The following is a 25,714-nucleotide window of genomic DNA, read 5'->3' as shown; positions in this document are numbered from 1 at the left end:
CATGCAGGGTCGTGCTTCACCCGACGTGCCGGGCATAGCCGCGGCCACGGTCTTCGCCATCGCCTCGCAAATCATCGGGGCAGCGTTATTGTACCTCATCCTCAGAGTCGACGGCGGCTGGCAGGTAGTCGGCCTGCTGGCCTTGCTCGGCCTCGGTTTCTATCTGCTGGAGAGGCTGCCGTGGATCGCCGACTATGCGTTGGCGAGCTTTGCCCAGGTTCCGCTCGTGGCGATGATCACTGCGGCCGTCATCGTCCTGGCCTTTCCGTTCTTCGTCGGTTCGAACACCTATATCCTTCATCTGCTGATCGTCGCCGAGCTCTATGCCGTGCTGGCGCTGGCGCTCAATTTCCAGCTCGGCAGCGCCAACATCCCGAACTTCGCCACCGGCGCTTCCTACGGCATCGGCGCCTACGTGTCGGCGCTGCTGGCGATCAATTTCGGCGTCAGCTTCTGGCTGACGCTGCCGGTCGCGGCGCTGGCCGCGACCTTGTTCGGTTTCATCATCGGCATCCCGTCGATGCGCACGCGCGACACTTATCTGGCGCTTGTCACCATCGCCTTCGGTGTCGTGGTCCAGCAATTGCTAAACAATTTCAGTTGGACCGGCGGACCGAACGGACTGGTCGGCATTCCGGCGCCCAGCCTGTTCGGCCATTCCTTTGCCGATCCGCTGGTGATCTTCGGCTGGAAGCTGCCGAGCCAGGCGAACTTCTATTATCTGTCGGCTGCATTGGTCGTCGTCGCCATCGTCACCGCGCACCGGCTGCACGGCTCGCGCATCGGGTTGGCCTGGAACGCGCTGCGCGCCGACGAGATCGCCGCCCAGGCGCAAGGCATCAACGTGGCGTGGTTCAAGGTGCTGGCCTTCGCGGTCGATGCCTTTCTCGCCGCTTTTGCCGGCACGATCTACGCCTTCTACGTGTCCTACATTTCTCCCGACAATTTCACCTTCCTGGTCTCCGTCACCATCATGACCATGGTCATCGTCGGCGGCATGGACAATATTTTCGGTGTCATCGTCGGTGCGTTCCTGCTGACCATCCTGCCGGAGAAATTGCGCGCGTTCGCCGACTACCGCCTGCTGTTCTTCGGCGTCGTCATCATCGGCTTCCTGATGATCCGGCCGCAAGGTCTGTTCCCGCAACGCATGCGGCGCTACGGAGGCGAGCCGTGAGCGCGCTTCTCAAGGTCGAGAATTTGACGATGCGCTTCGGCGGCCTGGTCGCGCTCAACGATGTCAGCCTGTCGATCGACAAGGGCGCGGTGCTCGCCGTCATCGGCCCGAACGGCGCCGGCAAGTCGACGCTGTTCAATGTCGTGACCGGCGTCTACCGGCCAACCTCCGGTCGCGTGACCTTCGACGGCGCCGAGATCACCGGCCGCCCGTCCTACGAAGTTGTCGACCGCGGCATCGCCCGCACATTCCAGTCGTCGCGTCTGTTCTCCGACCTCAGCGTCCTCGACAACGTAATCATCGGCATGCACACCCGCACCAGGACCGGCGTGCTGACCGCGCTGTTTCGGCCCGGCGCGTCGCGCCGTGAGATGGCGGCCTGCGTGGAAAAGGCCGAAACCCTGCTCAAGCTCGGCTCCGGCGACCTGTTCGAACAACGCTACCGGCCAGCGGGCACGCTGGCCCAAGCCGACAGGCGGCGGCTGGAAATTGCCCGCGCGCTCGCATCACAGCCCAAGCTCTTGCTGCTCGACGAACCTTCGGTCGGCATGGACGACATGGAAACCGACGCACTGGTGGCCGACATCACGCGGCTGCGCGTACAAAACCCTGCTCTGTCGGTGATCCTGATCGAGCACGACATGCGGGTGGTCGAAGCGTTCCCGCAGCATGTCACCTGCATCGACTATGGCAGCAAGATCGCCGAGGGCGACTTCGCGGCGGTGCGCGCTGACCCGCGCGTCCAGGAAGCCTATCTCGGGAAGGCGGTCGCCCATGCTTGAGCTCAGGGATGTCGATACTTCCTATGGCGCGGTGCCGATGCTGCGCGGCGTGGCGATGAGCGTGCGTCCCGGCGAACTGGTCTGCCTGCTGGGGCCGAACGGCGCCGGCAAGACGACAACCTTCATGACCGTCTGCGGCGTCGTGCGGGCGCAGCGCGGCAAGGTCGAGGTGATGGGCAGGGACATGGCGACGCTCGGCACGGAAAACCTCGCGTCGCTCGGCGTCGGCCTCGTTCCTGAAGGGCGCCGGCTGTTCCCCGGCCTGACCGTGATGGAGAATTTGCGGCTGGGCTATGACGCAGTGTCGGGCAAAGGGCCTAACTTCGCGGTGCAGCTGGACAAGATGTGCAAGCTGTTCCCGCGGATTCAGGAGCGGCTGCGCCAGGTGGCCGGGACTCTGTCGGGCGGCGAACAGGCGATGGTGGCGCTGGCGCGCGCGCTGATCGGCGAACCAAAGCTGGTGATCATGGACGAACCGTCGCTCGGTCTCTCGCCGAAACTCATCGGCGAGTATTTCGAGATCACCAGGGAAATCCATCGCCAAGGCACGACCATCCTGTTGATCGAACAGAATGCCGAAATGGGGCTGGGCATCGCCGATCGCGGCTATGTCCTGGTCAAGGGCAAGGTCGCCCAGGAAGGACCGGCAAAGGAGCTGCTCTCGTCCAAGGCGGCCAGAAGCCTTTATCTCTGAGCCGTCCGTTTCTTCTGTCTCGACAGTGATGATCCACGCCCCGCGCTCCACATCTTCGGCCATGCTTTCCGGCATTTAGGGACAAGCTAACCACTGCCACATGAAATCATAATTTTCGCTGCCCGGTGCCTCCAGTAAACCAACGATCAGATCTCCGCCGCATCCGCAGACACTCCCGGGGAGAGCCAGAAAGGGCCGCTGAAATGCCAGTCGAAACGGTAGACACGCTTGTTGTTGGCGGCGGCCAGGCGGGGCTGGCCATGAGCGAGCATCTGAGCAAGTGCGGGGAGCCGCATCTCGTGCTCGAGCGGAGCCGCATCGCCGAACGCTGGCGTACCGAAAGATGGGACTCGCTGGTTGCCAATGGTCCCGCCTGGCATGATCGTTTTCCCGGCATGGAATTTCCGGACGCCGGTCCCGACGCCTTTGTCGGCAAGGAGAAGGTCGCCGACTATTTTGTCGCTTACGCCGGCATGATCGCTGCCCCCATCCGCTGCGGCGTGGAGGTCAGGAGCGTGGAAAGGCTTGTCGGCCGTCCCGGCTTCCGGGTCGAAACCTCGGATGGCGTGATCGAGGCCAGGAGCGTGGTTGCCGCTACCGGGGCTTTCCAGCATCCGGTCATTCCGGCGGTTGTCCCCGGGGATGCCGGAGCGATGCAGATCCATTCCAGCGCCTATCGCAATCCGGGCCAGTTGCCCGAAGGTGCGGTGCTGGTGGTCGGCTCCGGGTCCTCGGGGGTGCAGATCGCCGACGAACTCCAGCGCGCGGGACGGCGCGTCTACCTCTCGGTCGGGCCGCATGATCGGCCGCCGCGGGCCTATCGCGAGCGTGACTTCTGCTGGTGGCTGGGGGTTTTGGGCAAATGGGACGCCCAAGCGCCGGCGCCTGGCACCGAACACGTCACCATCGCGGTGAGCGGCGCGCGGGGCGGCCAGACGATCGACTTCCGGCGTCTTGCCGCGCAAGGGATGACGCTGGTTGGCCGGACGGAGTCCTACAAGGAAGGGGTCATGACCTTCGCTCCGGATCTGGCTAAAAATATCGCGCGCGGCGATGCGAACTACATGTCGGTGCTGGACGAGGCCGACGCCTATGTCGCTCGCAACGGCCTCGACCTTCCCGAGGAGCCCGCGGCCCGCGAGATCGGACCGGACCCTCGATGCATGACTGATCCCATTCTCGAGCTGAACCTGGCGGAAGCCGGGATAGGTTCGATCATCTGGGCAACGGGATTCACCGTCGATTACAACTGGCTGAAAGTCGATGTGTTTGACGAAAAGGGCAAGCCGAAGCACCAGCGCGGCGTGTCGACCGAGCCGGGGATCTATTTCCTGGGCCTGCCGTGGCAATCGCGGCGGGGGTCGAGCTTCATCTGGGGCGTCTGGCACGACGCACAGCATGTGGCAGACCATATCTCCACGCAGCGCAAGTACCTGGCCTACCATGCGTCCGCAAAGCGCGAGACCAGGGTAGCATAGAAACGGACGTCCCGACCTCGAGCCTGACTGACGGAGACCAAGATGGCGCATACAAGAATTCGCAAGTTCAACACCAAGGACACCTATCCCGAGCAGAAACTCGACAATGATCTGTGCCAGGCGGTCGTTACGCGGGGCGGCAGGACCGTCTACCTGCGCGGCCAGTGTCCGCAGGATCTCGACACGGCCAAGAATATCGACAGCCATGATCCGGTCGAGCAGACGCACAAGGTCATGCAGAACATCCGCCAGCTGATCGAGGAGTGCGGCGGCACCATGGAGCACCTGGTCAAGGTGGTGGTCTACATCACCGATGTGCGCCATCGCGAGGCCGTCTACCGCACCATGGGCGAGTACATCAAAGGCGTGCATCCGGTTTCGACCGGCCTTGTCGTGCAGGCCTTGGCGCGGCCGGACTGGCTGGTCGAGATCGACGGCACCGCAGTTATCCCGGACTGACGGCGATGACCTTTTCCATTGTCGCGCGGTGCAGCCACACCGGCATGTTCGGAGTCGCAGTATCCTCCTCGTCGCCTGCTGTCGCCGCGCGCTGCGCCTATGCACAGGCTGGTGCCGGCGCCATTGCCAGCCAGAACGTCACCGATCCGACGCTGGGGCTGCGAGGTCTCGAATTGTTGGCGCGCGGTGCGTCGGCCGCTGAGGCGGTTGCCATCCTGAAGCGCACCGGCGCTTATCCCGAATACCGGCAGGTGCTGGCTGTCGATGCCGCCGGAAAGACCGCGATCCATTCGGGTCCCAAGGCGCTTGGCATCTGGGCGGAGGCGCGTGCGGAAAATGTCGCCTGCGGCGGCAACATGCTGGCCCATGACGGCGTTCCGCAAGCCATGGTCGAGGCCTTCCTGGCGTCCGAGGGGCATCTCGGCGACCGCCTCATCGGGACCATGCGCGCCGCGCTCAAAGCGGGCGGCGAGGCTGGTCCTGTCCATTCCGCCGGCATGAAGCTGGTGCGCGAGGTTGCGTGGCCGGTCGCCGATTTGCGCTGTGACTGGACCGATGACTGCCCGATCGAGCAGCTGGCGACGCTGTGGGAACTCTACAAGCCGCAGCTCGATGCCTATGTGACCCGCGCCATAAACCCATCCGATGCGCCGAGCTACGGCGTGCCGGGAGACGAATAGTCAAGACAGGGTCACCTGCGATGAGCGAACTCAGCCACAAGGACTGGATCGGCAAGGCGTCCGCGATCCGTTTTCGCGACAAGGCGTTCATCGACGGCAAGACGGTTGCGGCGCGTTCGGGCCGGACCTTCGCCAGCGTCAATCCGGCAACTGGCGAGGTGCTGGCCGAAGTGGCGTCCTGCGGTGAGGAAGACATCGATCTGGCGGTTGCCGCAGCGCGGCGCAGCTTCAACACCGGCGTCTGGTCGCGGACCAGCTCGGCGCACCGTAAGGAGGTTCTGCTGCGGCTGGCGCAATTGCTGCGCGAAAACCTGCATGAACTGGCTCTGCTGGAATCGCTCGACATGGGCAAACTGGTCAGGGATGCGGCCGCGGTCGACGTCCCCGGCTCGGCAGCGATCTTTCAATGGTATGGCGAGGCCATCGACAAGATCTATGGCGAAGTGGCGCCGACCGGCGAAGGTGATCTGGTGCTGGTGCGGCGCGAACCGCTTGGCGTGGTCGGCGCGGTGGTGCCTTGGAATTTCCCGCTCGATATGGCGACGTGGAAATGCGCGCCGGCACTGGCGGCAGGCAATTCGGTGGTGCTCAAACCCGCCGAGCAGTCGCCTTTGTCGGCCCTGCTTCTGGCGGAACTGGCAATGGAAGCGGGCCTGCCTGCAGGCGTGCTCAATGTCGTGCCCGGCCTTGGCGAAACCGCCGGCCAGGCGCTTGGCCGCCATATGGATGTGGATTGCCTCGCCTTCACCGGTTCGACCGCCGTGGGCAAGATGTTCCTGCAGTATTCCGGCCAGTCGAACATGAAGCAGGTCTGGCTGGAGACCGGTGGCAAGAGCCCGAACCTCATCTTTGCCGATTGCGGCGATCTCGACGCGGCAGCCGACATGGCGGCCTTCGGCATCTTCTTCAACCAGGGCGAGGTCTGTTCCGCCAATTCACGCCTGCTCGTCCAGCGCGGCATCAAGGATGCTCTGGTGGAGAAACTGGTGCAACGTGCGGCGGTCACGCAGCCCGGCGATCCGCTCGATCCGGCTTCGAAAATGGGCGCGATGGTCGATAGTCGCCACGCCGCCAACGTCATGCGCTTCGTCGAGGCCGGCAAGAAAACCGCGCGCCTGGTCGCGGGCGGCGACCTGGTCACGGTCAACGGGCGCGGCAGCTTTGTCCAGCCGACCATCTTCGACGATGTCGCGCCTGCCGATCCGATTGCCCGTGACGAGATCTTCGGGCCGGTGCTTTCGGTCATCGCCTTCGACGACGAGGCCGACGCGATCCGCATCGCCAATGACAGCCCTTATGGGCTGGCCGCATCGCTGTGGACCGACAGCCTGTCGCGCGCGCATCGTATCGCGGGCCGGCTGCATGCCGGCACGGTTTCCGTCAACACGGTCGACGCGCTGAGCCCGATGACGCCGTTCGGCGGTTTCAAGCAATCCGGCTTCGGCCGCGACCTGTCGCTGCATGCGCTCGACAAATACACCGCGCTCAAAACGACATGGATCAAGTACTGATGGGCGCCTAAAGCGCATCGCGATTGAACGGATTCACGCGATGCGCTTTAGGCCTTTGCTCTATGCATGTCGTTTGCGCAAAACCGGGGCCACTTTTGCGCGACATGCATTAGGCTTGATCGAAGCCCTCAAACCGGCAACATAGCCAGCCATGCCGCTACGCTTCACGCTCAGACAGCTGGAATATTTCGTCGCCGTGGGCGAAGCCGGCTCCATCGCCAAGGCGGCCGAACAGGTCAATGTCTCGCCGCCGTCGATTTCGGCTTCCATCGCCCAACTGGAAACCGAGTTCGGCGTCCAGCTTTTTGTCCGCAAGCATTCGCACGGTCTCTCGCTCACGGCCGGCGGCCGCATCTTCCTCAAGGAAGCCGCAAGGCTGCTCAACGACGCCGATGCCTTGCATGACGTCGCCGGCGATTTTGCCGAAAAGGTGCGCGGCCCGCTGGCCGTGGGATGCCTGCTGACCTTCGCGCAGATCGTCCTGCCGGCGCTGCGCATGCGGTTCGAGCGTGCCTATCCCGATGTGCGCGTGCGCCAGTTCGAGCGCAATCAGGGACAATTGCTTGAGATGCTGCAGCGCGGCGAAATCGACCTTGCCCTGACCTACGATCTCGAACTGTCGCAGGACATGACCTTCGAGCCGCTGATGCTGGTGCCGGCCTATGTGATGCTGCCTGCGGGGCATCGCTTCGCGGCAAAGGCGTCGATCACGACGGAAGAACTGGCCGACGAGCCGATGGTGCTGCTCGACCTGCCGTTCAGCCGCGAATATTTCCTGTCGGCATTCCATCAGCGGGGAATCCGGCCCAACATTGCCGAGCGCACCGGCGACATCGCCGTCATGCGTTCCATGGTGGCCAACGGCTTCGGCTACGGCATCGCCAATATGCGGCCGCTCAACACGCTGGCGCCGGACGGCAAGCCGCTGGTCTTCGTGCCGTTGGACGGCGATCTGCGGCCGCTGACCATGGGCGTCGCCTTGCCCAGTTCCGAACACCGCACGCAAACCGTCCAGGCGTTCATCGACCACTGCCGGCATTTCGTCGTCGAGCAAGGCGTGTTCGGCGCCGAGCGGGCTGTCGGCCAGGCAGCACTTCCACAGAAGTAGCCCCGGTTAAGCCAACTGCTGGTCGGCAAGCCGCTGCAGCAATTTTTCCAGCATGCCGTCGCAGCGGCGCATCTGCTCGACGCTGACGAACTCATCCGGCTTGTGTCCCTGCGCCATCGATCCCGGTCCGCACACGACCGTCGGCGTGCCGAGATCGCGGCTGAACAGGCCGCCCTCCGTACCGTAGGCAACCTTGATGGTGTTGTTGGCGCCGGTCAGCGATTTGATGAAAGCGACGGCTCGCGAACTGGCCGGCGTGTCCAGGCCGGGATAGGTGTTGGTGATGTCAATGTCGATCGCCGCCTCGGGGGCGGTGGCCGAGGCTTCGGATGCAATATGAGCAGCCTCCTTGCGCAGACGGTCGAGAATCTCGTGCGGATCGTCGGCCGCGACATTGCGGATCTCGAAGTCGACCTGGCAGAGGTTCGGCACGATGTTCAGCGCCACGCCGGCGTTGATCTTGCCGACATGGACGGTCGTGTAGGCAATGTCGTAGTCGCCGTCGCGGGCGCCATCGCGCACCAGCCGATCCTGCTCGCGGCGCAAGGCGGCGACGAAATCGCAGCCGAGATGGATGGCATTGAGCGCCAACGGGGCCAGCGCCGAATGGCCTTCGCGGCCTTTGCAGAGCGCGCGTGCGGCAAGCTTGCCCTTGTGGCCCGTCGCCACCTGCATGTCGGTGGGCTCGCCGACGATGCACAGCAAGGGCCGCTGCGGGGCTGCTTGCAGCATGTCGATCAGGCTGCGCACACCAATGCAGCCGATCTCCTCGTCGTAGGAGAGTGCCAAATGCAGCGGCGTCCGCAGTGTCATTTTCGAGGCCTTGAGACATGCGGCCAGCGCGCAGGCGACGAAGCCCTTCATGTCGGCGGCACCGCGTCCGTAGAGCTTGCCGTCTCGCTCGGTCATCTCGAAGGGCGGCAGCGTCCAGTTCTGGCCTTCAACGGGAACGACGTCGGTGTGGCCCGACAGCATGATGCCGGAAGCGTCGGCCGGCCCGATGGTGGCAAACAGATTGGCCTTGTGGCCATCCTCGCTTCGGATGATCTGGCAAGCAATACCATGCGCGTCCAGCAGGTCCGCCACGTAGCCGATGAGGGCGAGGTTCGAGTCGCGGCTCACCGTCGGGAATGCGATCAGTTTTTCAAGGATCTGGATGCTGTCCATGCGTCTTGTGTCTCATTGGGCGTGCGCGCTATCTAACATCGCGCGGCGGCGGCCTTGAAGTCGCATTTGGCTCAGCCGGGATTCAGCGGATGCTAATCCAGGCAGTGCTGATCGGTTAGGCGCGTCCTAACCGGCACAGAAGAAATCTGTTGTTTCCCGGCGCTTGTCGCAATTTATGAATGGTCTCACGGCATCAACCCACTGGGCTGGCCGGCTTGCACCTTGGCTCGAAACCATAATCGGGCATGTGCAAGGCGACGCTGGCAGGAAGGCACGTTCCATGCGCGATTCGCGCTACGACATTTTGTTCGAGCCCGTGAAGATCGGTCCGGTGACCGCCAAGAACCGCTTCTACCAGGTTCCGCATTGCAATGGCGGCGGCTACCGCGACCCTTCGGCCGCAGCCGAGATGCGCCGCATCAAGTCGGAAGGCGGCTGGGGCGTCATCTTCACCGAGCAGACCGAGATGCACCATACTTCGGAGATCACGCCCTTCATCGAGCTCAGGCTGTGGGACGATGCCGATATCCCGGCACTGGCGAAGATGGCCAAGGCCATGCACCAGCATGGCGCGCTGGCCGGTATCCAGCTGGCCTATTCAGGCATCAACGGGCCGAACCTCTACACCAAGGAAGTGCCGCGCGGGCCATCGGCCTTGCCAATCCGGACCTTCACCAACGATCCGGTTCAGGCGCGCGCCATGGACAAGCAGGATATACGCGACCTGCGCCGCTGGCACCGCAATGCATTCAAGCGTGCCAGGCTTGCGGGCTTCGACCTGGTCTGCCTCTACGGCGCGCATGGCTTCGGCATCATCCAGCACTTCCTGTCCACCGCCACCAACCAGCGTAGCGACGAATATGGCGGCTCGCTGGAAAACCGCTCGCGGTTGATGCGTGAGCTGATCGAAGAGGGCAGGGATGCTATCGGCGACACGTGCGGCCTGACGCTGCGGCTGTCGCTGGACGAGATGATCGGCGAGCTTGGCTTCGCCAACTCCGAAGTGCGCGACATGATCGAGATGCACGCCGACCTGCCAGACCTCTGGGACCTGGCGCATGGCGCGTGGGAGGATTGTTCGGGGCCGTCGCGGTTCAAGGAGGAGGGCGCGCAGGAGAGCCTGGTGTCCGGCATCAAGACGCTGACCTCCAAGCCGGTCGTCGGTGTCGGCCGCTTCACCTCGCCGGATGTGATGGTGAAGATGATCAAGTCCGGTACACTCGATTTCATCGGCTGCGCGCGCCCGTCGATCGCCGATCCCTTCCTGCCGAAGAAGGTGGAAGAGGGCAGGATCGAGGACATTCGCGAATGCATCGGCTGCAACATCTGCATCACCGGCGACATGACCATGTCGATCTCGCGCTGCACGCAGAACCCGACCTTCATGGAAGAGTGGCGCAAGGGCTGGCATCCCGAACGCATGCAGGCCAAGGGCGACAGCGACAGCGTGCTGATCGTCGGCGCCGGCCCGACCGGGCTGGAGGCGGCGCGTGCGCTCGGCCTGCGCGGCTATCAGGTGGCCATCGCCGAAGCCGGCACCGAACTCGGCGGCCGCGTGGCGCGCGAATGCCGCTTGCCCGGTCTCTCGGCATGGGGACGCGTGCGCGACTACCGCCAGTACCAGATCAGCCAGATGTCCAATGTCGACGTCTATTTCGAAAGCCGATTGTCGGCGCAGGAGATACTGGACTTCGGCTTTCAGAACATTGCGCTTGCCACCGGATCGACATGGCGCCGTGACGGCGTGGCGCGCGCGCATGTCGTGCCGATGCCGGCGGACCCGGCCATGCCGGTCTATACGCCGGACGATCTGATGGGCGGCAATGTGCCGACCGGCACTGTCGTGCTGTTCGATGACGATCACTATTACATGGGCGGCGTTCTGGCCGAGCTGATGGCGCGCCAGGGCGCGAAGGTGACGCTGGTGACACCGTCGGCCTATGTGTCCGACTGGACCCGCAACACGCTGGAGCAGGGCGCCATCCACCGCCGGCTGGCCGAACTCGGCGTCGATATCGTGCTGAATCGGACTGTGACCCGCATCGTGGCGGGTGGGGTTGCCACTGCGTGTGCCTATACGGGAGGCCAACGCGACATCGCCGCGGACGCCGTCGTGCTCGTGACGTCGCGCCAACAGGACGATGGCGTCTGGTGCGAGCTGAAGGCGCGGCGGAATGAATGGGCCGATAGCGGCATCCGTTCGATCAAAATCATCGGCGATGCCGAGGCGCCGGGTCCGATCGCCTGGGCAACCTACGCCGGCCACCGCTTCGCGCGCGAGCTGGACGAAGCCGATATCGGCGACGCACTGCCCTTCCGCCGCGAGGTCACGGCGCTGACGGCGGATTAGGCGCCTGCGGCGCGGTTAGCGAATCTCGGGTTGTTCAACCATACCGCATTGCACAATTCCTTCGCTTGGTCACAATGCAGGCATGGTTCGAACCGCACTCGCCGTCCTGGTGATCGACGAAAACCGCATCCGCGCCGCGATCATCGAGGCGGGGTTGCGCGAGGCCGGCCATGAGCGGGTCACCGTCATCCATGATGTGACCGGCATTGCGCGGCGGATCGCCGAGATCGAGCCCGATGTCATCGTCATCGATCTCGAAAACCCGAATCGCGACATGCTGGAAAACATGTTCCAGCTTTCGCGTGCCGTAAAACGGCCGATCGCCATGTTCGTCGACCGCTCGGACCAGGCCTCGATCGAGGCGGCGGTCGATGCCGGCGTTTCGGCCTATGTCGTCGACGGTCTGCGGCAAGAGCGCGTCAAACCGATTCTCGACATGGCGGTCAGCCGCTTCAACGCTTTTTCGCGCATGGCGCGCGAACTGGAAGAGGTTCGCGGCGAGCTCGAGAGCCGTAAGGTGATCGATCGTGCCAAGGGCATATTGATGAAGTCGCGCGGCCTCTCCGAAGAGGCCGCCTACACGCTGCTGCGCAAGACGGCGATGAACCAGAACCGCAAGATCGGCGACATCGCCCAGAGCCTGGTGACTGCCGCCGGGTTGCTGGGACCGGCGGAGGACGAATGAGCATGGACGCCGCGCACCAGATCACCGCTGGCTTCATGCCGCTTTTCGACAGCGCCGTGCTGGTCGCGGCCGGTGAGCTTGGCTTTGCCGCACGAGAAGGCATCGACCTGACCCTGCACCGCGAGACGTCCTGGGCTAACATCCGCGACCGCATCGCCATCGGTCACTTCCATCTGGCGCATATGCTGGGGCCGATGCCGCTCGCCTGCAATCTCGGGCTGACGCCGCTCGCTTCGGAAACCATCGTGCCGTTCTCGCTCGGACTCGGAGGCAATTGCGTCACCGTCTCCAACACTGTGTGGGCCGGAATGGTGGCGCACAGCGCCGAAGCCGATCTCGACCCCGCGCGCGCCGGTGCGGCGCTGCGCGCGCTCATTCGCGAGCGCGCTGCGGCCGGTGGCGACCCGCTGCGCTTCGCCGTGGTGCATCCGCATTCCGGGCACAATTACGAATTGCGCTATTGGCTCGCCGCCTGCGGCATCGATCCGACGCGCGAAATCGAGATCGTCATCGTGCCGCCGCCCTTCATGGCCGATGCACTGGCCGCCGGCCGCATCGACGGCTACTGCGTAGGCGAACCCTGGAACAGTGCTGCGGTTGCCGCCGGCACCGGGCATATCGTCACCGTCAAGGCGCGGATATGGCGTAACAGCCCGGAGAAGGTGATCGGCGTGCGCAAGGCCTGGGCAGACGAAAACCCCGAGGCCTTGGCGGCGCTGCTGCGCGCGCTGCATCACTCGGCACGCTGGTGCCAGGATCCGGCCAACCATGGCGAATTGGCTGCCGTCATGGCGCAGGCCGGCTTTCTCGGCCTGCCGCCGGCCGTGCAGATGCCGATCCTGACCGGCCATCTCCGACTGGGCGGCGGCGCGGAGCGGAGCATAGACGACTTCTTCCTCCCCTTCGACAAGGCGGCGAACTTTCCGTGGAAGAGCCATGCGCTGTGGTTCTACACGCAGATGGTGCGCTGGGGGCACGTGGCGCACACGCCGGAAAACCTTGCCATCGCCCGCAACTGCTACCGGCCCGACCTCTACCGTTCGGCTCTGAAGCCGCTTGGCGTGGCGCTTCCCGGCGCCAATTCGAAAGTCGAGGGTGCGCTCCAAGTTGCCACCGCGGTCGGCGCGACAGGCGCCGGCCTTGTGCTCGGTCCGGACGGTTTCTTCGACGGCCAGATCTTCGATCCGGACGAGGTCGACGCGTACATTGCCGGCCAGAAATCGGCTCGCGCGGAAGCCTGATCATTTCCGCGTCATTCTTGTGCATTGCACAAAAATTGTGCGCGCGATTGCCCGAATGAGCAATCTTTGACCTTCCGGCCATAGGACCCGGCGCGTCCGCGATCGGCGCGGGTTACTGATTTAATTGATCTTTTTCGCCTCTCTCGAAACTGGCACGGTTCCTGCTTTGAAATAGGCAGGCCCTTCGCGGGTCACGGAACAGGCGTCCAATGGCGGGCGCCACAGGCAAAGCTGCCGCTCAGGTTAATGCGCGCTCCCGGTCACCGGGACGCGATGACTTGGCTGGCGGCTTTTTTGTTTTGATCAACACGCAATCGACGACGCGGATCCCAAGCCGCGCCCAACCGGAGACGACGATGACGAAACGGATCAGGACTGGAACGACCCTCAAGGACATGACGCGCCGCGATTTTCTGGTCAGCAGCGCGATGACGGCGGGCCTGTTCATGGCGGCCCGCAAGCTCTTCCCTTCCGGTGCCTATGCCGCCACCGCCACTCCGGAGGTCACCGGCGCCAAGCTCGGCTTCATTGCCCTCACCGATGCGGCACCGCTGATGATCGCCAAGGAGAAGGGGCTGTTCGCCAAGTTCGGCATGCCCGATGTCGAGGTGCTCAAGCAGGCCTCCTGGGGTGCGACACGCGACAATCTGATGCTCGGCGGCGCGGCCAACGGCATCGACGGCGCCCATATCCTGACGCCGCTGCCTTACCTTATGCACACCGGCAAGGTGACGCAGAACAACCAGCCGATGCCGATGGCGATCGTGGCGCGGCTCAACTACGACTGCCAGGGCATTTCGGTCGCCCAGGAATATGCCGGCACCGGCGTCGGCCTCGATGCCTCGAAGCTGAAAGACGCCTTTGCCGCCAAGAAGGCGGCCGGCAAGGAAATCAAGGCCGCCATGACCTTCCCGGGCGGCACGCATGACCTCTGGCTGCGCTACTGGCTGGCCGCCGGCGGCATCGACCCCGACAAGGACGTTTCGACCATCGTCGTGCCGCCGCCGCAGATGGTGGCCAACATGAAGGTCGGCAACATGGACGTGTTCTGTGTCGGCGAACCGTGGAACGAGCAGCTCGTCCATCAGGGCGTCGGCTTCACCGCCGCCACGACGGGCGAATTGTGGAAGGGCCATCCGGAAAAGGCGCTCGGCCTGCGTGCCGAATTCATCGAGAAATACCCGAACGCCACCAAGGCGATCCTGATGGCCGTCATGGAAGCCCAGCAATGGTGCGAGGCCAGCGACAACAAGGACGAGATGGCCGCCATCATCGGCAAGCGGCAATGGATGAACGTGCCAGTCGCCGACATCATCGGCCGGCTCAAGGGCGACATTAACTACGGCAATGGCCGCGTCGCCAACGGCAGCGATCTCTACATGAAGTTCTGGAAGGGCGGCGTCTCCTATCCGTTCAAGAGCCACGATGCGTGGTTCCTTGCCGAGAACATCCGCTGGGGCAAGTTCGCGCCGACCACCGACATCAAGGCGCTGGTCGATCAGGTCAACCGCGAGGATCTGTGGCGCGAGGCGGCCAAAGATCTCGGCGTCGCGGCGGCCGACGTTCCGGCGTCGTCGTCGCGCGGCGTCGAGACCTTCTTCGACGGCAAGATCTTCGACCCGGCCAACCCGTCCGCCTATCTCGACAGCCTGAAGATCAAGGCCTCGGCGTAGCCTAATCGCAAGCGGCGTCCTGCGCCGCTTGCGATCACTACCTGCCCCCAAGGAGTTTTTCCCAGACATGTCGATCCAGACTATCGAGGACACAAAGGTGAAGGCGTTCCCCGCGAAGCCGGCGGAGGTCATCGCCTTCACCGCAAAGGCACGACGCCGCTTCGATCCGCTGGCGATTGCCGGCAAACTGGCGAGCGCGCTGGTGCCGCCCATCATCGTCATCGCGCTGATGCTGGTCGTCTGGCAGATCGCCTGTTCGTCGCCGACATCAAGCCTGCCGCCGCCGACCCAGGTGTGGAACGAGGCCTACGATTTGATCGCGCATCCGTTCTTCGACAATGGCCCGCAGGATATCGGTCTGGCATGGCGCGTGCTGATCTCGCTGCAGCGTGTTGCCATCGGCTTCGGCCTGGCTGCGATCGTCGGCGTCGCGCTCGGCGCGCTGGTCGGCCAGTCGATCTGGGCGATGCGCGGCCTCGACCCGGTGTTCCAGATCCTGCGCACGGTGCCGCCGCTGGCCTGGCTGCCACTGTCGCTGGCGGCGTTCCGTGATTCCAGCCCGTCGGCGATCTTCGTCATCTTCATCACCTCGATCTGGCCAATCATCATCAACACCGCCGTCGGCGTGCGCAATATCCCCGAGGATTACCGCAACGTCTCGCGCATCCTGCGGCTCAACCAGTTCGAGTTCTTCGTGAAGATCATGGTGCCGGCCGCCGCGCCCTACATCTTCACCGGCCTGAGGATCGGCATCGGCCTGTCCTGGCTCGCCATCGTCGCCGCCGAAATGCTGACCGGCGGCGTCGGCATCGGCTTCTTCATCTGGGACGCGTGGAACTCGTCGCGGCTGCCCGACATCATCGTGGCGCTCGCCTATATCGGCGTCACCGGCTTCTGCCTCGATCGTCTGGTCGCGGCGGTCGGCGCCTTCGTCACCCGCGGCACAACGGCAAAGTGAGGAGAGGGCGATGACGGCCTATCTGAAGCTCGACCATATCGACAAATCCTTCACGCGTGGTGCCCAGGTCAGCGAGGTGTTGAAGGACATCAGGCTGACCATCGACAAGGGCGAATTCGTCTCCATCATCGGCCATTCCGGCTGTGGCAAGTCGACCTTGCTCAATCTGATCGCCGGGCTGACCAAGGTGTCCGCCGGCGCCGTGCTGCTCGAGGACAAGGAGGTCGACAGCCCCGGACCGGAACGCGCCGTGGTGTTCCAGAACCACAGCCTTTTGCCGTGGCTGACCGTCTACGAAAACATCAATCTGGCGGTGTCGAAGGTCTTTGGTCGTTCGAAGAGCAAGGCCGAGCGGCATGATTGGATCATGCGCAATCTCGACCTCGTGCAGATGGCGCATGCCAAGGACAAGCGTCCGGCCGAGATATCTGGCGGCATGAAGCAGCGTGTCGGCATCGCCCGGGCGCTGGCCATGGAGCCGAAGATCCTGCTGCTCGACGAGCCGTTCGGCGCGCTCGATGCGCTGACGCGGGCCCATCTGCAGGACGCGGTGATGGACATCCATTCCAGGCTCGGCTCGACGACGATCATGATCACCCATGATGTCGACGAGGCGGTGCTGCTGTCCGACCGCATCGTCATGATGACCAATGGCCCGGCGGCAACCATCGGCGAAGTGCTTGCCGTGCCGCTGGCGCGGCCACGCCGGCGCGTCGAACTCTCTTCCGACCGGACCTTCCTGCGCTGCCGCGAGGCGGTGCTGAAGTTCCTCTACGAACGCCACCGCTTCGTCGAAGCCGCGGAGTAGCACCATGAGCGAAAGACTTGTCATCATCGGCAATGGCATGGCCCCGGGGCGCATGCTGGAGCACCTGCTGGAACAGGCTCCGGGCCGCTACACCGTCACCATCTTCAACGCCGAGCCGCGCGTTAATTACGACCGCATCATGCTGTCGCCGGTGCTGTCGGGCGAGAAAGCCTATGAGGAGATCATCATCCACGGCGACGGCTGGTACATCGCCAACAACATCACCCTCTACAAGGGCCACAAGATCGTCACCATCGACCGAGCGGCGAAGACCGTCACCTCCGATCATGGCGTCACCGAACCCTATGACAAGCTCGTCATCGCCACCGGCTCGGTGCCGTTCATCATTCCGGTGCCCGGCCATGACCTGCCGGGCGTGCTGACCTATCGCGATCTCGACGACGTGCAGGCGATGATGCTTGCCGCCCAGTCGCGGGCCAAGGCGGTGGTCATCGGCGGCGGCCTGCTCGGGCTGGAGGCGGCAGCAGGGCTGAACGCGCAAGGCATGGACGTCACCGTGCTGCATGTCATGCCGACGCTGATGGAGCGCCAGCTCGATCCCGCGGCCGGCTATCTCTTGCAGCGTGCGGTGGAACAGCGCGGCATCAAGGTCATCACCAAGGCCAACACACAGGCGATCACAGGCAACGGCAAGGTCGGGCAGGTGGAGCTCGCTGACGGCACCATTATCCCAGCAACGCTTGTGGTGATGGCCGTCGGCATCAGGCCGAATTCGGCGCTGGCGAAACAGGCCGGCATCGCCGTCAACAGGGGCATCGTCGTCGACGCCGGCATGCGCAGCAACGATCCCGACATCTACGCGCTCGGCGAATGTGCCGAGGTCAACGGCCAAGTCTATGGCCTCGTCGCACCGCTCTACGAGATGGCGCGCGTGACCGCCAGCCAGCTTGCCGGCGACGCGGCGGCGGCCTTCGTCCATATGGACACGCCGACCAAGCTCAAGGTCACCGGCATCGAGCTGTTCTCGCTCGGCGACTTCGCCGAGGGCGAGGATCGCCAGGAGATCGTGCTGCGCGACGCCGCCGCAGGCGTCTACAAGCGCCTGGTGCTGAAGGATGACCGCATCATCGGCACCGTGCTCTATGGCGAGACGGCTGACGGCGCCTGGTTCAACGACCTCAAGAAGAAGCAGACCGACATTTCCGAAATGCGCGACACGCTCATCTTCGGCCAGTCCTACCAGGGGGGTGCCCCGCTGGACCCTATGGCGGCCGTTGCAGCCTTGCCGGATGATGCGGAAATCTGCGGCTGCAACGGCGTTTGCAAGGGAAAGATCACCGGCGCGATCACGGCCAAGGGCCTGACCTCGCTTGACGACGTGCGCGCCCACACCAAGGCGTCGGCCTCCTGCGGCTCCTGCACCGGGCTGGTTGAAAAGCTGATGGTGCTGACCCTCGGCGACACGTACAACCCCGCCGCCGTGCAGCCGATGTGCTCCTGCACCACCCTCGGCCATGACGAGGTGCGCCGGCTGATCAAGGCCAAGAGCCTGAAGACCATTCCCGCCGTCATGCAGGAACTGGAATGGACGACCTCCTGCGGCTGCGCCAAATGCCGGCCGGCGCTCAACTACTACCTCGTCTGCGACTGGCCGGATGACTACGCCGACGATTACCAGTCGCGCTTCATCAACGAGCGCGTCCACGCCAACATCCAGAAGGATGGGACCTATTCGGTGGTGCCGCGCATGTGGGGTGGGGTGACCAATGCCGCCGAACTGCGCGCCATCGCCGACGTCGTCGACAAGTTCGAAATTCCGATGGTCAAGGTCACCGGCGGCCAGCGCATCGACATGCTCGGCATCCGCAAGGAGGACCTGCCGGCAGTGTGGGCCGATCTCGGTCAGGCCGGCTTCGTCTCCGGCCACGCCTATGCCAAGGGGTTGCGCACGGTGAAGACCTGCGTCGGCTCAGACTGGTGCCGGTTCGGCACGCAGGATTCTACGGGCTTCGGCGTCCGCATCGAAAAATTCATGTGGGGCTCGTGGACGCCGGCCAAGGTCAAGATGGCGGTGTCGGGCTGTCCAAGGAACTGCGCCGAGGCGACCTGCAAGGATGTTGGCGTGATCTGCGTCGACTCCGGCTACGAAATCCATTTCGCCGGGGCGGCCGGCCTCGACATCAAGGGCACCGAGGTGCTGGGCCTGGTCAAGACCGAGGACGAGGCGCTGGAGCATATCGTGGCGCTGACGCAGATGTATCGCGAGCAGGGCCGCTATCTCGAGCGCATCTACAAATGGGCCAAGCGCATCGGCATCCCCGAGATCAAGCGTCAGATCATGGACGATGGCGAGAAGCGCAAGGCTTATTACGACCGCTTCGTCTTCAGCCAGAAATTCGCCCAGGTCGATCCGTGGTCGGAACGCGTTTCCGGCAAGGACAAGCATGAATTCCGGCCGATGGCCTCTGTCGGGTTTGCGCAGGCGGCGGAGTGACAATCATGAACTGGGTATCAATCGGCTCTATCTCGGACATCCCCCGCCGCGGCGCGCGCTGCGTCGCCACCCCGGAAGGCAAGATCGCCGTCTTCCGCACCGCCGACGATCAGGTCTATGCCATCGACGACCATTGCCCGCACAGAGGCGGACCGCTCAGCCAGGGCATCGTGCACGGTGCGGCGGTGACCTGTCCCTTGCACAATTGGGTGATTTCGTTGGAGACGGGCAAGGCGCTCGGCGCCGACGAGGGCGCGGTGCGCACCATTCCGGTGCGGGTCGAAGGCGAGCATCTGTTCATTGCGCTGGAAGCGCTGGCCAGCCGCGCGGCCTGAACCCATGGAGATCGACGAAGCGCGCGAGGTGAGGACCACCTGCCCCTATTGCGGGGTGGGCTGCGGCGTGCTGGCGAAGGCCACCGCGGACGGGCAGGTGTCCGTCCGCGGCGACCCCGACCACCCGGCCAATTTCGGCCGGCTCTGCTCCAAGGGCTCGGCACTCGCCGAGACCATCGACCTCGACGGCAGGCTGCTGCATCCGGAGGTCCACGGCCGCCGCGCCGGCTGGGACGAGGCGCTCGACCTTGTCGCCTCGACCTTCTCGCAAACCATCGCCGAGCATGGCCCGGATGCGGTCGCCTTCTATGTTTCGGGCCAGTTGCTGACCGAGGACTATTACGTCGCCAACAAGCTGATGAAGGGTTTTGTCGGCTCGGCCAACATCGACACCAATTCGCGCCTGTGCATGGCCTCCTCGGTCGCCGGCCACCGCCGCGCTTTCGGCTCCGACACCGTGCCGGGAACCTATGAGGATCTGGAATTGGCCGACCTGATCGTGCTGGTCGGCTCCAATCTCGCCTGGTGCCATCCGGTGCTCTACCAGCGCATCGCGGCTGCCCGGGAAAAGCGGCCGGAGATGAAGATCGTCCTGGTCGATCCGCGGCGCACCATGACCGCTGACATCGCCGACATGCATCTGGCGATCGCGCCGGATGGCGACGTCGCTTTGTTCACCGGGCTGCTCGCTTATCTCGGCCAGCACAATGCGCTCGACCGCGCCTACATCACGACGCACATGACCGGCTTCGGGCAAGCGCTTTTCGCGGCCTCCGCGCTCGACCTGGCCGGCGTCGCTGCCGCCACGGGCCTGAGCGAGGACGAGCTTGGCCGTTTCTACAGCCTGTTTGCGGCAACGGCGAAAACGGTGACGGTTTACAGCCAGGGTGTGAACCAGTCGTCATCCGGCACCGACAAGGTCAACGCCATCATCAACTGCCATCTCGCCACCGGCCGCATCGGCAAACCCGGAGCAGGGCCGTTTTCGGTGACCGGCCAGCCCAACGCCATGGGCGGCCGCGAGGTCGGCGGCATGGCCAACATGCTCGCCGCGCATATGGAAATCGAAAACCCCGACCATCGCGACCGCGTGCAGCGCTTCTGGAACGCGCCGGCCATTGCCGGAAAGCCCGGCCTGAAGGCAGTCGAGATGTTCCAGGCGCTGGCCGACGGGCGGATCAAGGCGCTGTGGATCATGGCCACCAACCCGGTCGATTCGATGCCGGACGCCGATGCCGTCGAGGCGGCGATCAAGGCGTGCCCGTTCGTGGTGGTGTCGGACGTGCTGGCCCAGACCGACACCGTCCGCCACGCCCATGTCCGGCTGCCCGCCGCCGCCTGGGGCGAGAAGGATGGCACCGTCACCAATTCAGAGCGCCGTGTGTCGCGCCAGCGCGCGTTTTTGCCCGTGCCCGGCGAGGCAAGGCCCGACTGGCGGATTGTCGCTGAGGTCGGCAAGCGGATGGGGTTTGGCGAGGCGTTTTCCTATGCGACGCCAGGGGAGGTGTTTGCCGAGCATGCCGCGCTGTCAGGATTCGAGAATGATGGCGCGCGGGATTTCGATATTGGTGCTTATGCCGGGGTTGATGCGGAGGAGTATGAGGCGCTGGAGCCGTTCCAATGGCCGGCGCCGAGCCCAGCCACCCCCCTCTGGCCTGCCGGCCATCTCCCCCGCAAGGGGGGAGATCGGCTGCCACCACGGCCTTCGCCAATTACAAACAATGCAGGAGATATGCGAGCATCAAAGCTGCCAATCTCCCTCCTTGCGGGGGAGATGTCCGGCAGGACAGAGGGGGGTGCTCAAGCTCGACATCAGTCGGACGAGCATCTTCGGGCCGGGCAGAGGCTGGAAGGTAACACCACCCGCTTCTTCGCCGACGGCAATTTCTACACGCCCGACCGCAAAGCGCGCTTCATCGCCATCCGCCCCACCACGGAAGTCCGCACCAGCCCGGACTATCCGCTGATCCTCAATACCGGCCGTATCCGCGACCATTGGCACACCATGACGCGAACCGGCAAAAGCCCGCGTTTGTCGCAGCACATCGCCGAGCCCTTCGTAGAAATCCACCCGGCGGATGCGCAGCGCTTCGGCATCGGCGACGCCGACATCGCGCGGGTTTCCAGCCCGCGCGGCGACGTGCTGGTGCGCGCGCTGGTGACGGCGCGCCAGCGCCAGGGCAGCCTGTTTGCGCCGATGCACTGGACCGATCAGTTTGCGGCAAGGGGCCGGCTCGACACGCTGACCGCGCCGCTGACCGATCCCATTTCCGGCCAGCCGGCGCTGAAACATGTCGCCGCCCGCATCGAGAAATTCGCCGCAAAGGCCTTTGGCTTTGCGGTGACGCGGCGCAGGCCTGAGCCTGATACCGCGGCCTACTGGGCCGTGGCCAAATGCAAGGGCGGCTGGCGGGTCGAGCTTGCCTTTGCCGAAGACGACATCGATTGGGCTGGCTTTGCCGGGTCACTGTTCGGCGTGTCACCGGGTGCGGAAATGCTCGCCTATCATGACCGCGACGCCGGCCAGCATCGCATCGCCGCCTTCGACGGCGATCAACTGTCAGCCGCCTTGTTCGTCGCACCCGGCCCGGTCGCCGTGTCGCGCGGCTGGGCGGCGGAACAGTTGAGTGCCGATCATGTCGACCGGCGCGGCAGGTTGGCGATCGTAGCCGGACGACCGGGCGGGATCGACGTCGACCGCGGCGCCATCGTCTGCTCCTGTTTCGGCGTCGGCGCCAACCAGATCGCGGAAGCGGTGCGCGGCGGCTGCGGCAGCGTTGCGGCGATCGGCACGGCCCTGCATGCCGGCACGAATTGCGGCTCCTGCCGCGCCGAGATCAGGGTCATCATCGACGCGCAGAGTCTTCAAGCAGCCGAGTGATTGTCCCGACCAAAGGGGCCTGCGCGACGGCGCTGGTTGGGCTATGGTGGCGCAAGCGTGCCACGTCGTGCACGAATCGTCTTCAGTCAGGGTCATCCGATGGCAAATCCCCCGCGTCGACCGACAAATCCGATGACGGCCGCCGAGGCGGCTTTCAAGCCGGTGAAGAAGCCGGCCGCGCCGGTTCGTGAGCCCTCCGCCGCTCCAGGCGTCAGGGAGCTTGTTTCGATCCGGATCGATCGCGCCGTGCTGGACCACTTCCAGGAGGATGGGCCGGGCTGGCAGGACCGCATCAACGACGCCTTGCGGCAGGCGATAGAAGGCAAGCCTGTTGTTGCCGAGGATGATCGTTCAGACGACGAGTAGCGGCTGTTCCAGTCAGCTCACGCCTCGAAGTGCAGGATATAGAGCTTGCGCGTCTTCTCGTGGATCGTCCATTCGCCTTTCCAGCCTTTCGGCAGCACCAGCATTTCGCCCGGACCGACGTCCTCGCTGCGGCCATCGGGACCATGCAGCGAGACCCGACCTGACACGATGTGGCAGGTTTCGGAATTGCTCTCGCGCGATGCGGTGAAGCGGCCCGGCGTGCACTCCCAGACGCCGACTTCCAGTGTGCCGTCAGGCGAGGTCCACAGCGTCTTCGCTGCTTCGAGCTGATCGCCGCTGATCGAGGTCGGCTTGGGCTCAGGCTCGCCGAGGTCGATGGAAGCGAGATGGGCGAAGGTCTGGAAGTCGGTCATGGCGGTCTCTCAATGTCCTGTGATGCGGTCGGCGATTGCGGCCAGTTTCGACGTATGCTGGAGGCCGGCTTCCTCGCGCTCGTCGGCGACGCGATAGAGCTGATACATCGAGTGGACGCCGAGCCAGCGCATCGGCTCGGGCTCCCATTTGCTCACCTGGCGGTTGACCCAGGGCAGGCGGGTCAGTTCGGTGTCGCGGCGCAGGATAAGGTCGCGCAGCGTGCGGCCCGAAAGGTTGGAACTTGAGACGCCGAGCCCGACATAGCCGCCGGCCCAGCCGATGCCGGTTTCAGGGTCGAGGCCTGATGTCGTGCACCAGTCGCGCGGCACGCCCAGAACGCCGCACCAGGCGTGGTCGATGCGAAGCCCGGCTGTCTGCGGCAGAAGCCGGGTGAGGATCGCGTGCAGGCTTTCGATCGTGGCCTGCTGCGTCTGGCCGCGCACATCCGTTTGCGAGCCGTAACGATAGGGCACGCCGCGCCCGCCCATGGTGATGCGGCCTTCCCGGGTGCGCTGCGCATAGCAATAGGCGTGCGCGGCGTCACCGAGAAGCTCATGGCCCTCCCAGCCGATCTCGTCCCATAGCGATTGCGGCAGCGGCTCGGTGATGATCTGCGCGCTGTTGAGCGGCAGCCAGAGCCGCTCATTGCCTGATATGCCGGCCGTGAACCCTTCCGTGGCGCGGATGATGATCGGCGCGCGCACGGTGCCGCGGTTCGTCGTGACCTTGCCCTTCTCGATGCCGGTCACGGTGGTCTGCTCGTAGATCGGCACGCCAAGCCGCTCGACGGCTTCGGAGAGCCCACGCACCAGCTTGGCCGGCTGCACGCGCGCGGTGCCGTGGTGGACATAGCCGCCAAGCACATTTTTGATGTTGATGCGGGCCTTGGCCTCTGCCTGGCCAATCAGGCTGACGCGGTCCTGCGGCACGCTCCAGCCGATCGCATCGGCATAGGCGGCCTTGATCCGTTCGAGCTGCGGCGGGTTGGTGGCGACCGTCAGATTGTCGACGCGGCGGATGTCGGCATCGATGCCTTCGGCCTCGGTCACCGCGATCACTTCGTCGACCGTGCCATGCATGGCGGTTTCCATGTCGATGACGGCGCCGCGCGTCGAGGTCCGCAGATATTTCTCGCGCGACCAGCTGAAGCCGCCGGACAGCCAGCCGCCATTGCGGCCCGACGCGCCGAAGCCGGCGAACTCCCTTTCGACGATGGCGATGCGGATCGAAGGATCGGCCTTCTTCAGATAGTAAGCTGTCCACAAGCCGGTGTAGCCGGCGCCGACGATGCAGACATCGGCTTCGAGGTCACCCGGGAGCGGCGCGCGATAGGCCGGCAGCCCGATGTCGGCATACCAGAACGAGACGTTGCCGTTGACTTTGGCGTCCATGTCTAAAAATCCTGCGGGGAAAAGAGCGATCAGGTCATCGTCATGTCGGCGCGATCGTCGTCGGCAAGAAGTTTTGCATCGACTACCGACCAGCGCAGATCGACCGTGTCACCAATCGAGAACGGTGTGGCTTCCAGCGACGAGCGCACGATGGCGACCGAGCCATCGCGAAGCGTCACCTGGTATTTCGAACCCGACCCCAGATAGATCGCCTCGCTGACCTCACCGGTGAGGCTGTTCTGCCCGGCGGCGAGAGGCGTGTTGGTGCCGGCAAGCGAGAGCTTTTCCGGCCGCAGCAGGACCACCGGTTTGCCTCCGCCGGCAAGCTTGCCGTTGGCCACGATCTTCTGGCCGGCGATCGTCAGGCTGGTCTCGTTTCCTGACGTCTGGGCGGTGCCACGCAAACTGGTCGATTCGCCGATGAACTTGGCCACGAACAAGGTCGTCGGCTCGTCATAGAGCTGGCGGCCGGTTCCGACCTGTTCGATGCGCCCCTGGTTGAACACTGCGATGCGGTCGGACAGAACCAGCGCTTCTTCCTGGTCGTGCGTCACATAGACGAAGGTGGTGCCGAGTTCGCGGTGGATGCGCTTGATCTCCAGCTGCAGCCATTCGCGCAGTTTCTTGTCGAGCGCGCCGAGCGGTTCGTCCATCAACAGCAGCGGCGGATCGAAGACGATGGCGCGCGCCAGCGCCACGCGCTGCTGCTGGCCGCCGGAAAGCTCTGAGGGATAGCGATGCGCGAAATCGGCCATCTTGACCATGTCCAGCGCTCGCACGACGAGACGGTCGCGCGCCTGCTTGTCCATGCCGCGCAAGGTGAGGGGATAGGCGACGTTCTTGCCGACGGTCATGTGCGGAAACAGCGCGTAGTGCTGGAACACGACGCCGATGTTGCGCTTGTGCGCCGGCAGGGCGACGATGCTGTTGCCGCCGACGGCAAGATCGCCTGCGGTGAGGTCGGTGAAGCCCGCAACGACGTTGAGCGTGGTCGTCTTGCCCGAGCCGCTGGGCCCCAGCAGCGTCATGAACTCGCCGGGCTCGATATGCAGGCTGACATCGTCGAGCGCGGTGAAATTGCCGTAGCGCTTGGTTGCGCCCTTGATGTCGATGGCCGCGCCACGTTCCCTCGCAGTCATC

Annotated in this window: 22 protein-coding genes; 18 read left to right on the top strand and 4 right to left on the bottom strand. The window is 64.6% G+C overall.

Annotated features, from left to right (window positions below; genetic code table 11):
• Position 1 precedes the first annotated feature (1 nt).
• The 8 genes from NKK51_RS04950 to NKK51_RS04915 all read left to right on the top strand — a co-directional run bounded on the left by NKK51_RS04950 (position 2) and on the right by NKK51_RS04915 (position 7,889).
• A complete protein-coding gene (locus NKK51_RS04950; protein ID WP_352551540.1) occupies positions 2 to 1,177 on the top strand; it encodes a branched-chain amino acid ABC transporter permease in 1,176 nt (391 codons plus the stop codon).
• Entirely contained in the window at positions 1,174 to 1,959 is a 786-nt protein-coding gene (locus NKK51_RS04945) for an ABC transporter ATP-binding protein (protein WP_352551538.1), read from the top strand. The genes NKK51_RS04950 and NKK51_RS04945 overlap by 4 nt, the downstream gene beginning before the upstream one ends.
• Positions 1,952 to 2,653, top strand: a complete 702-nt coding sequence (locus tag NKK51_RS04940) for an ABC transporter ATP-binding protein (RefSeq protein WP_352551536.1) — start codon at positions 1,952 to 1,954, stop codon at positions 2,651 to 2,653. Before NKK51_RS04945 ends, NKK51_RS04940 begins: the two co-directional genes overlap by 8 nt.
• Positions 2,654 to 2,856: 203 nt before the next feature.
• Positions 2,857 to 4,131 (top strand): flavin-containing monooxygenase, encoded by a 1,275-nt coding sequence (locus NKK51_RS04935; RefSeq protein WP_352551534.1) that lies wholly within the window; start codon positions 2,857 to 2,859, stop codon positions 4,129 to 4,131.
• Between the two features lie 42 nt (positions 4,132 to 4,173).
• On the top strand, positions 4,174 to 4,590 hold the full coding sequence (locus NKK51_RS04930) for a RidA family protein (RefSeq protein WP_023809426.1): 417 nt from the start codon (positions 4,174 to 4,176) through the stop codon (positions 4,588 to 4,590).
• A gap of 5 nt (positions 4,591 to 4,595) precedes the next feature.
• On the top strand, positions 4,596 to 5,270 hold the full coding sequence (locus NKK51_RS04925; protein ID WP_352551532.1) for a DUF1028 domain-containing protein: 675 nt from the start codon (positions 4,596 to 4,598) through the stop codon (positions 5,268 to 5,270).
• 20 nt (positions 5,271 to 5,290) lie between these two features.
• Entirely contained in the window at positions 5,291 to 6,781 is a 1,491-nt protein-coding gene (locus NKK51_RS04920; RefSeq protein ID WP_352441988.1) for an aldehyde dehydrogenase, read from the top strand.
• Positions 6,782 to 6,932: 151 nt separating this feature from the next.
• A complete protein-coding gene (locus NKK51_RS04915; RefSeq protein WP_127267113.1) occupies positions 6,933 to 7,889 on the top strand; it encodes a LysR family transcriptional regulator in 957 nt (318 codons plus the stop codon).
• Positions 7,890 to 7,895: 6 nt separating this feature from the next.
• Here NKK51_RS04915 and argE read toward each other — a convergent pair whose 3' ends face one another.
• Positions 7,896 to 9,056, bottom strand: a complete 1,161-nt coding sequence (gene argE, locus NKK51_RS04910) for an acetylornithine deacetylase (protein ID WP_352551530.1) — start codon at positions 9,054 to 9,056, stop codon at positions 7,896 to 7,898.
• A 280-nt stretch (positions 9,057 to 9,336) separates the two neighbouring features.
• Between argE and NKK51_RS04905 the strand changes: the two genes are divergently transcribed.
• From NKK51_RS04905 to NKK51_RS04860, 10 genes are all read left to right on the top strand, one after another.
• A complete protein-coding gene (locus tag NKK51_RS04905) occupies positions 9,337 to 11,406 on the top strand; it encodes an oxidoreductase (RefSeq protein ID WP_352551528.1) in 2,070 nt (689 codons plus the stop codon).
• A gap of 82 nt (positions 11,407 to 11,488) precedes the next feature.
• Positions 11,489 to 12,091 carry an ANTAR domain-containing response regulator gene (locus NKK51_RS04900; protein ID WP_013530455.1) on the top strand — a complete coding sequence of 201 codons (603 nt, stop codon included), beginning with the start codon at positions 11,489 to 11,491 and terminating at the stop codon, positions 12,089 to 12,091.
• A 2-nt stretch (positions 12,092 to 12,093) separates the two neighbouring features.
• Positions 12,094 to 13,332: a CmpA/NrtA family ABC transporter substrate-binding protein gene (locus NKK51_RS04895; protein WP_352551663.1), complete on the top strand. Its 1,239-nt coding sequence runs from the start codon at positions 12,094 to 12,096 to the stop codon at positions 13,330 to 13,332.
• Between the two features lie 356 nt (positions 13,333 to 13,688).
• Positions 13,689 to 15,005, top strand: a complete 1,317-nt coding sequence (locus NKK51_RS04890) for a CmpA/NrtA family ABC transporter substrate-binding protein (RefSeq protein ID WP_352551526.1) — start codon at positions 13,689 to 13,691, stop codon at positions 15,003 to 15,005.
• Positions 15,006 to 15,072: 67 nt separating this feature from the next.
• Positions 15,073 to 15,963, top strand: a complete 891-nt coding sequence (gene ntrB / locus NKK51_RS04885; protein ID WP_127294758.1) for a nitrate ABC transporter permease — start codon at positions 15,073 to 15,075, stop codon at positions 15,961 to 15,963.
• A gap of 10 nt (positions 15,964 to 15,973) precedes the next feature.
• Positions 15,974 to 16,771 (top strand): ABC transporter ATP-binding protein, encoded by a 798-nt coding sequence (locus NKK51_RS04880; protein WP_352551524.1) that lies wholly within the window; start codon positions 15,974 to 15,976, stop codon positions 16,769 to 16,771.
• Between the two features lie 4 nt (positions 16,772 to 16,775).
• A complete protein-coding gene (gene nirB / locus NKK51_RS04875) occupies positions 16,776 to 19,226 on the top strand; it encodes a nitrite reductase large subunit NirB (protein WP_352551522.1) in 2,451 nt (816 codons plus the stop codon).
• 5 nt (positions 19,227 to 19,231) lie between these two features.
• A complete protein-coding gene (gene nirD, locus NKK51_RS04870) occupies positions 19,232 to 19,561 on the top strand; it encodes a nitrite reductase small subunit NirD (RefSeq protein ID WP_352551520.1) in 330 nt (109 codons plus the stop codon).
• Between the two features lie 4 nt (positions 19,562 to 19,565).
• Entirely contained in the window at positions 19,566 to 22,442 is a 2,877-nt protein-coding gene (locus NKK51_RS04865) for a nitrate reductase (protein WP_352551518.1), read from the top strand.
• Positions 22,443 to 22,541: 99 nt separating this feature from the next.
• Positions 22,542 to 22,808 (top strand): BrnA antitoxin family protein, encoded by a 267-nt coding sequence (locus NKK51_RS04860; RefSeq protein ID WP_023809413.1) that lies wholly within the window; start codon positions 22,542 to 22,544, stop codon positions 22,806 to 22,808.
• Between the two features lie 17 nt (positions 22,809 to 22,825).
• Here the strand turns inward: NKK51_RS04860 and NKK51_RS04855 are convergent, their stop codons facing one another.
• The 3 genes from NKK51_RS04855 to NKK51_RS04845 are packed head-to-tail and all read right to left on the bottom strand — an operon-like array spanning position 22,826 to position 25,713.
• Positions 22,826 to 23,182 carry a cupin domain-containing protein gene (locus tag NKK51_RS04855; protein ID WP_023809412.1) on the bottom strand — a complete coding sequence of 119 codons (357 nt, stop codon included), beginning with the start codon at positions 23,180 to 23,182 and terminating at the stop codon, positions 22,826 to 22,828.
• Positions 23,183 to 23,191: 9 nt separating this feature from the next.
• Entirely contained in the window at positions 23,192 to 24,574 is a 1,383-nt protein-coding gene (locus NKK51_RS04850) for an NAD(P)/FAD-dependent oxidoreductase (protein WP_023809411.1), read from the bottom strand.
• Positions 24,575 to 24,603: 29 nt separating this feature from the next.
• Positions 24,604 to 25,713, bottom strand: a complete 1,110-nt coding sequence (locus tag NKK51_RS04845; protein WP_352551516.1) for an ABC transporter ATP-binding protein — start codon at positions 25,711 to 25,713, stop codon at positions 24,604 to 24,606.
• Position 25,714: the final 1 nt, after the last annotated feature.

Source organism: Mesorhizobium sp. M0011, assembly GCF_040324155.1.
Taxonomy (GTDB): domain Bacteria; phylum Pseudomonadota; class Alphaproteobacteria; order Rhizobiales; family Rhizobiaceae; genus Mesorhizobium.
This window is presented reverse-complemented; position numbering and strand designations above follow the sequence as displayed.

Coding starts and splice junctions, on each gene's coding strand:
- NKK51_RS04950 (WP_352551540.1), top strand. CDS start 2: ATGCAGGGTCGTGCTTCACCCGACGTGCCGGGCATAGCCGCGGCCACG.
- NKK51_RS04940 (WP_352551536.1), top strand. CDS start 1,952: ATGCTTGAGCTCAGGGATGTCGATACTTCCTATGGCGCGGTGCCGATG.
- NKK51_RS04935 (WP_352551534.1), top strand. CDS start 2,857: ATGCCAGTCGAAACGGTAGACACGCTTGTTGTTGGCGGCGGCCAGGCG.
- NKK51_RS04930 (WP_023809426.1), top strand. CDS start 4,174: ATGGCGCATACAAGAATTCGCAAGTTCAACACCAAGGACACCTATCCC.
- NKK51_RS04925 (WP_352551532.1), top strand. CDS start 4,596: ATGACCTTTTCCATTGTCGCGCGGTGCAGCCACACCGGCATGTTCGGA.
- NKK51_RS04920 (WP_352441988.1), top strand. CDS start 5,291: ATGAGCGAACTCAGCCACAAGGACTGGATCGGCAAGGCGTCCGCGATC.
- NKK51_RS04915 (WP_127267113.1), top strand. CDS start 6,933: ATGCCGCTACGCTTCACGCTCAGACAGCTGGAATATTTCGTCGCCGTG.
- argE (WP_352551530.1), bottom strand. CDS start 9,056: ATGGACAGCATCCAGATCCTTGAAAAACTGATCGCATTCCCGACGGTG.
- NKK51_RS04905 (WP_352551528.1), top strand. CDS start 9,337: ATGCGCGATTCGCGCTACGACATTTTGTTCGAGCCCGTGAAGATCGGT.
- NKK51_RS04900 (WP_013530455.1), top strand. CDS start 11,489: ATGGTTCGAACCGCACTCGCCGTCCTGGTGATCGACGAAAACCGCATC.
- NKK51_RS04895 (WP_352551663.1), top strand. CDS start 12,094: ATGGACGCCGCGCACCAGATCACCGCTGGCTTCATGCCGCTTTTCGAC.
- NKK51_RS04890 (WP_352551526.1), top strand. CDS start 13,689: ATGACGAAACGGATCAGGACTGGAACGACCCTCAAGGACATGACGCGC.
- ntrB (WP_127294758.1), top strand. CDS start 15,073: ATGTCGATCCAGACTATCGAGGACACAAAGGTGAAGGCGTTCCCCGCG.
- NKK51_RS04880 (WP_352551524.1), top strand. CDS start 15,974: ATGACGGCCTATCTGAAGCTCGACCATATCGACAAATCCTTCACGCGT.
- nirB (WP_352551522.1), top strand. CDS start 16,776: ATGAGCGAAAGACTTGTCATCATCGGCAATGGCATGGCCCCGGGGCGC.
- nirD (WP_352551520.1), top strand. CDS start 19,232: ATGAACTGGGTATCAATCGGCTCTATCTCGGACATCCCCCGCCGCGGC.
- NKK51_RS04865 (WP_352551518.1), top strand. CDS start 19,566: ATGGAGATCGACGAAGCGCGCGAGGTGAGGACCACCTGCCCCTATTGC.
- NKK51_RS04860 (WP_023809413.1), top strand. CDS start 22,542: ATGGCAAATCCCCCGCGTCGACCGACAAATCCGATGACGGCCGCCGAG.
- NKK51_RS04855 (WP_023809412.1), bottom strand. CDS start 23,182: ATGACCGACTTCCAGACCTTCGCCCATCTCGCTTCCATCGACCTCGGC.
- NKK51_RS04850 (WP_023809411.1), bottom strand. CDS start 24,574: ATGGACGCCAAAGTCAACGGCAACGTCTCGTTCTGGTATGCCGACATC.
- NKK51_RS04845 (WP_352551516.1), bottom strand. CDS start 25,713: ATGACTGCGAGGGAACGTGGCGCGGCCATCGACATCAAGGGCGCAACC.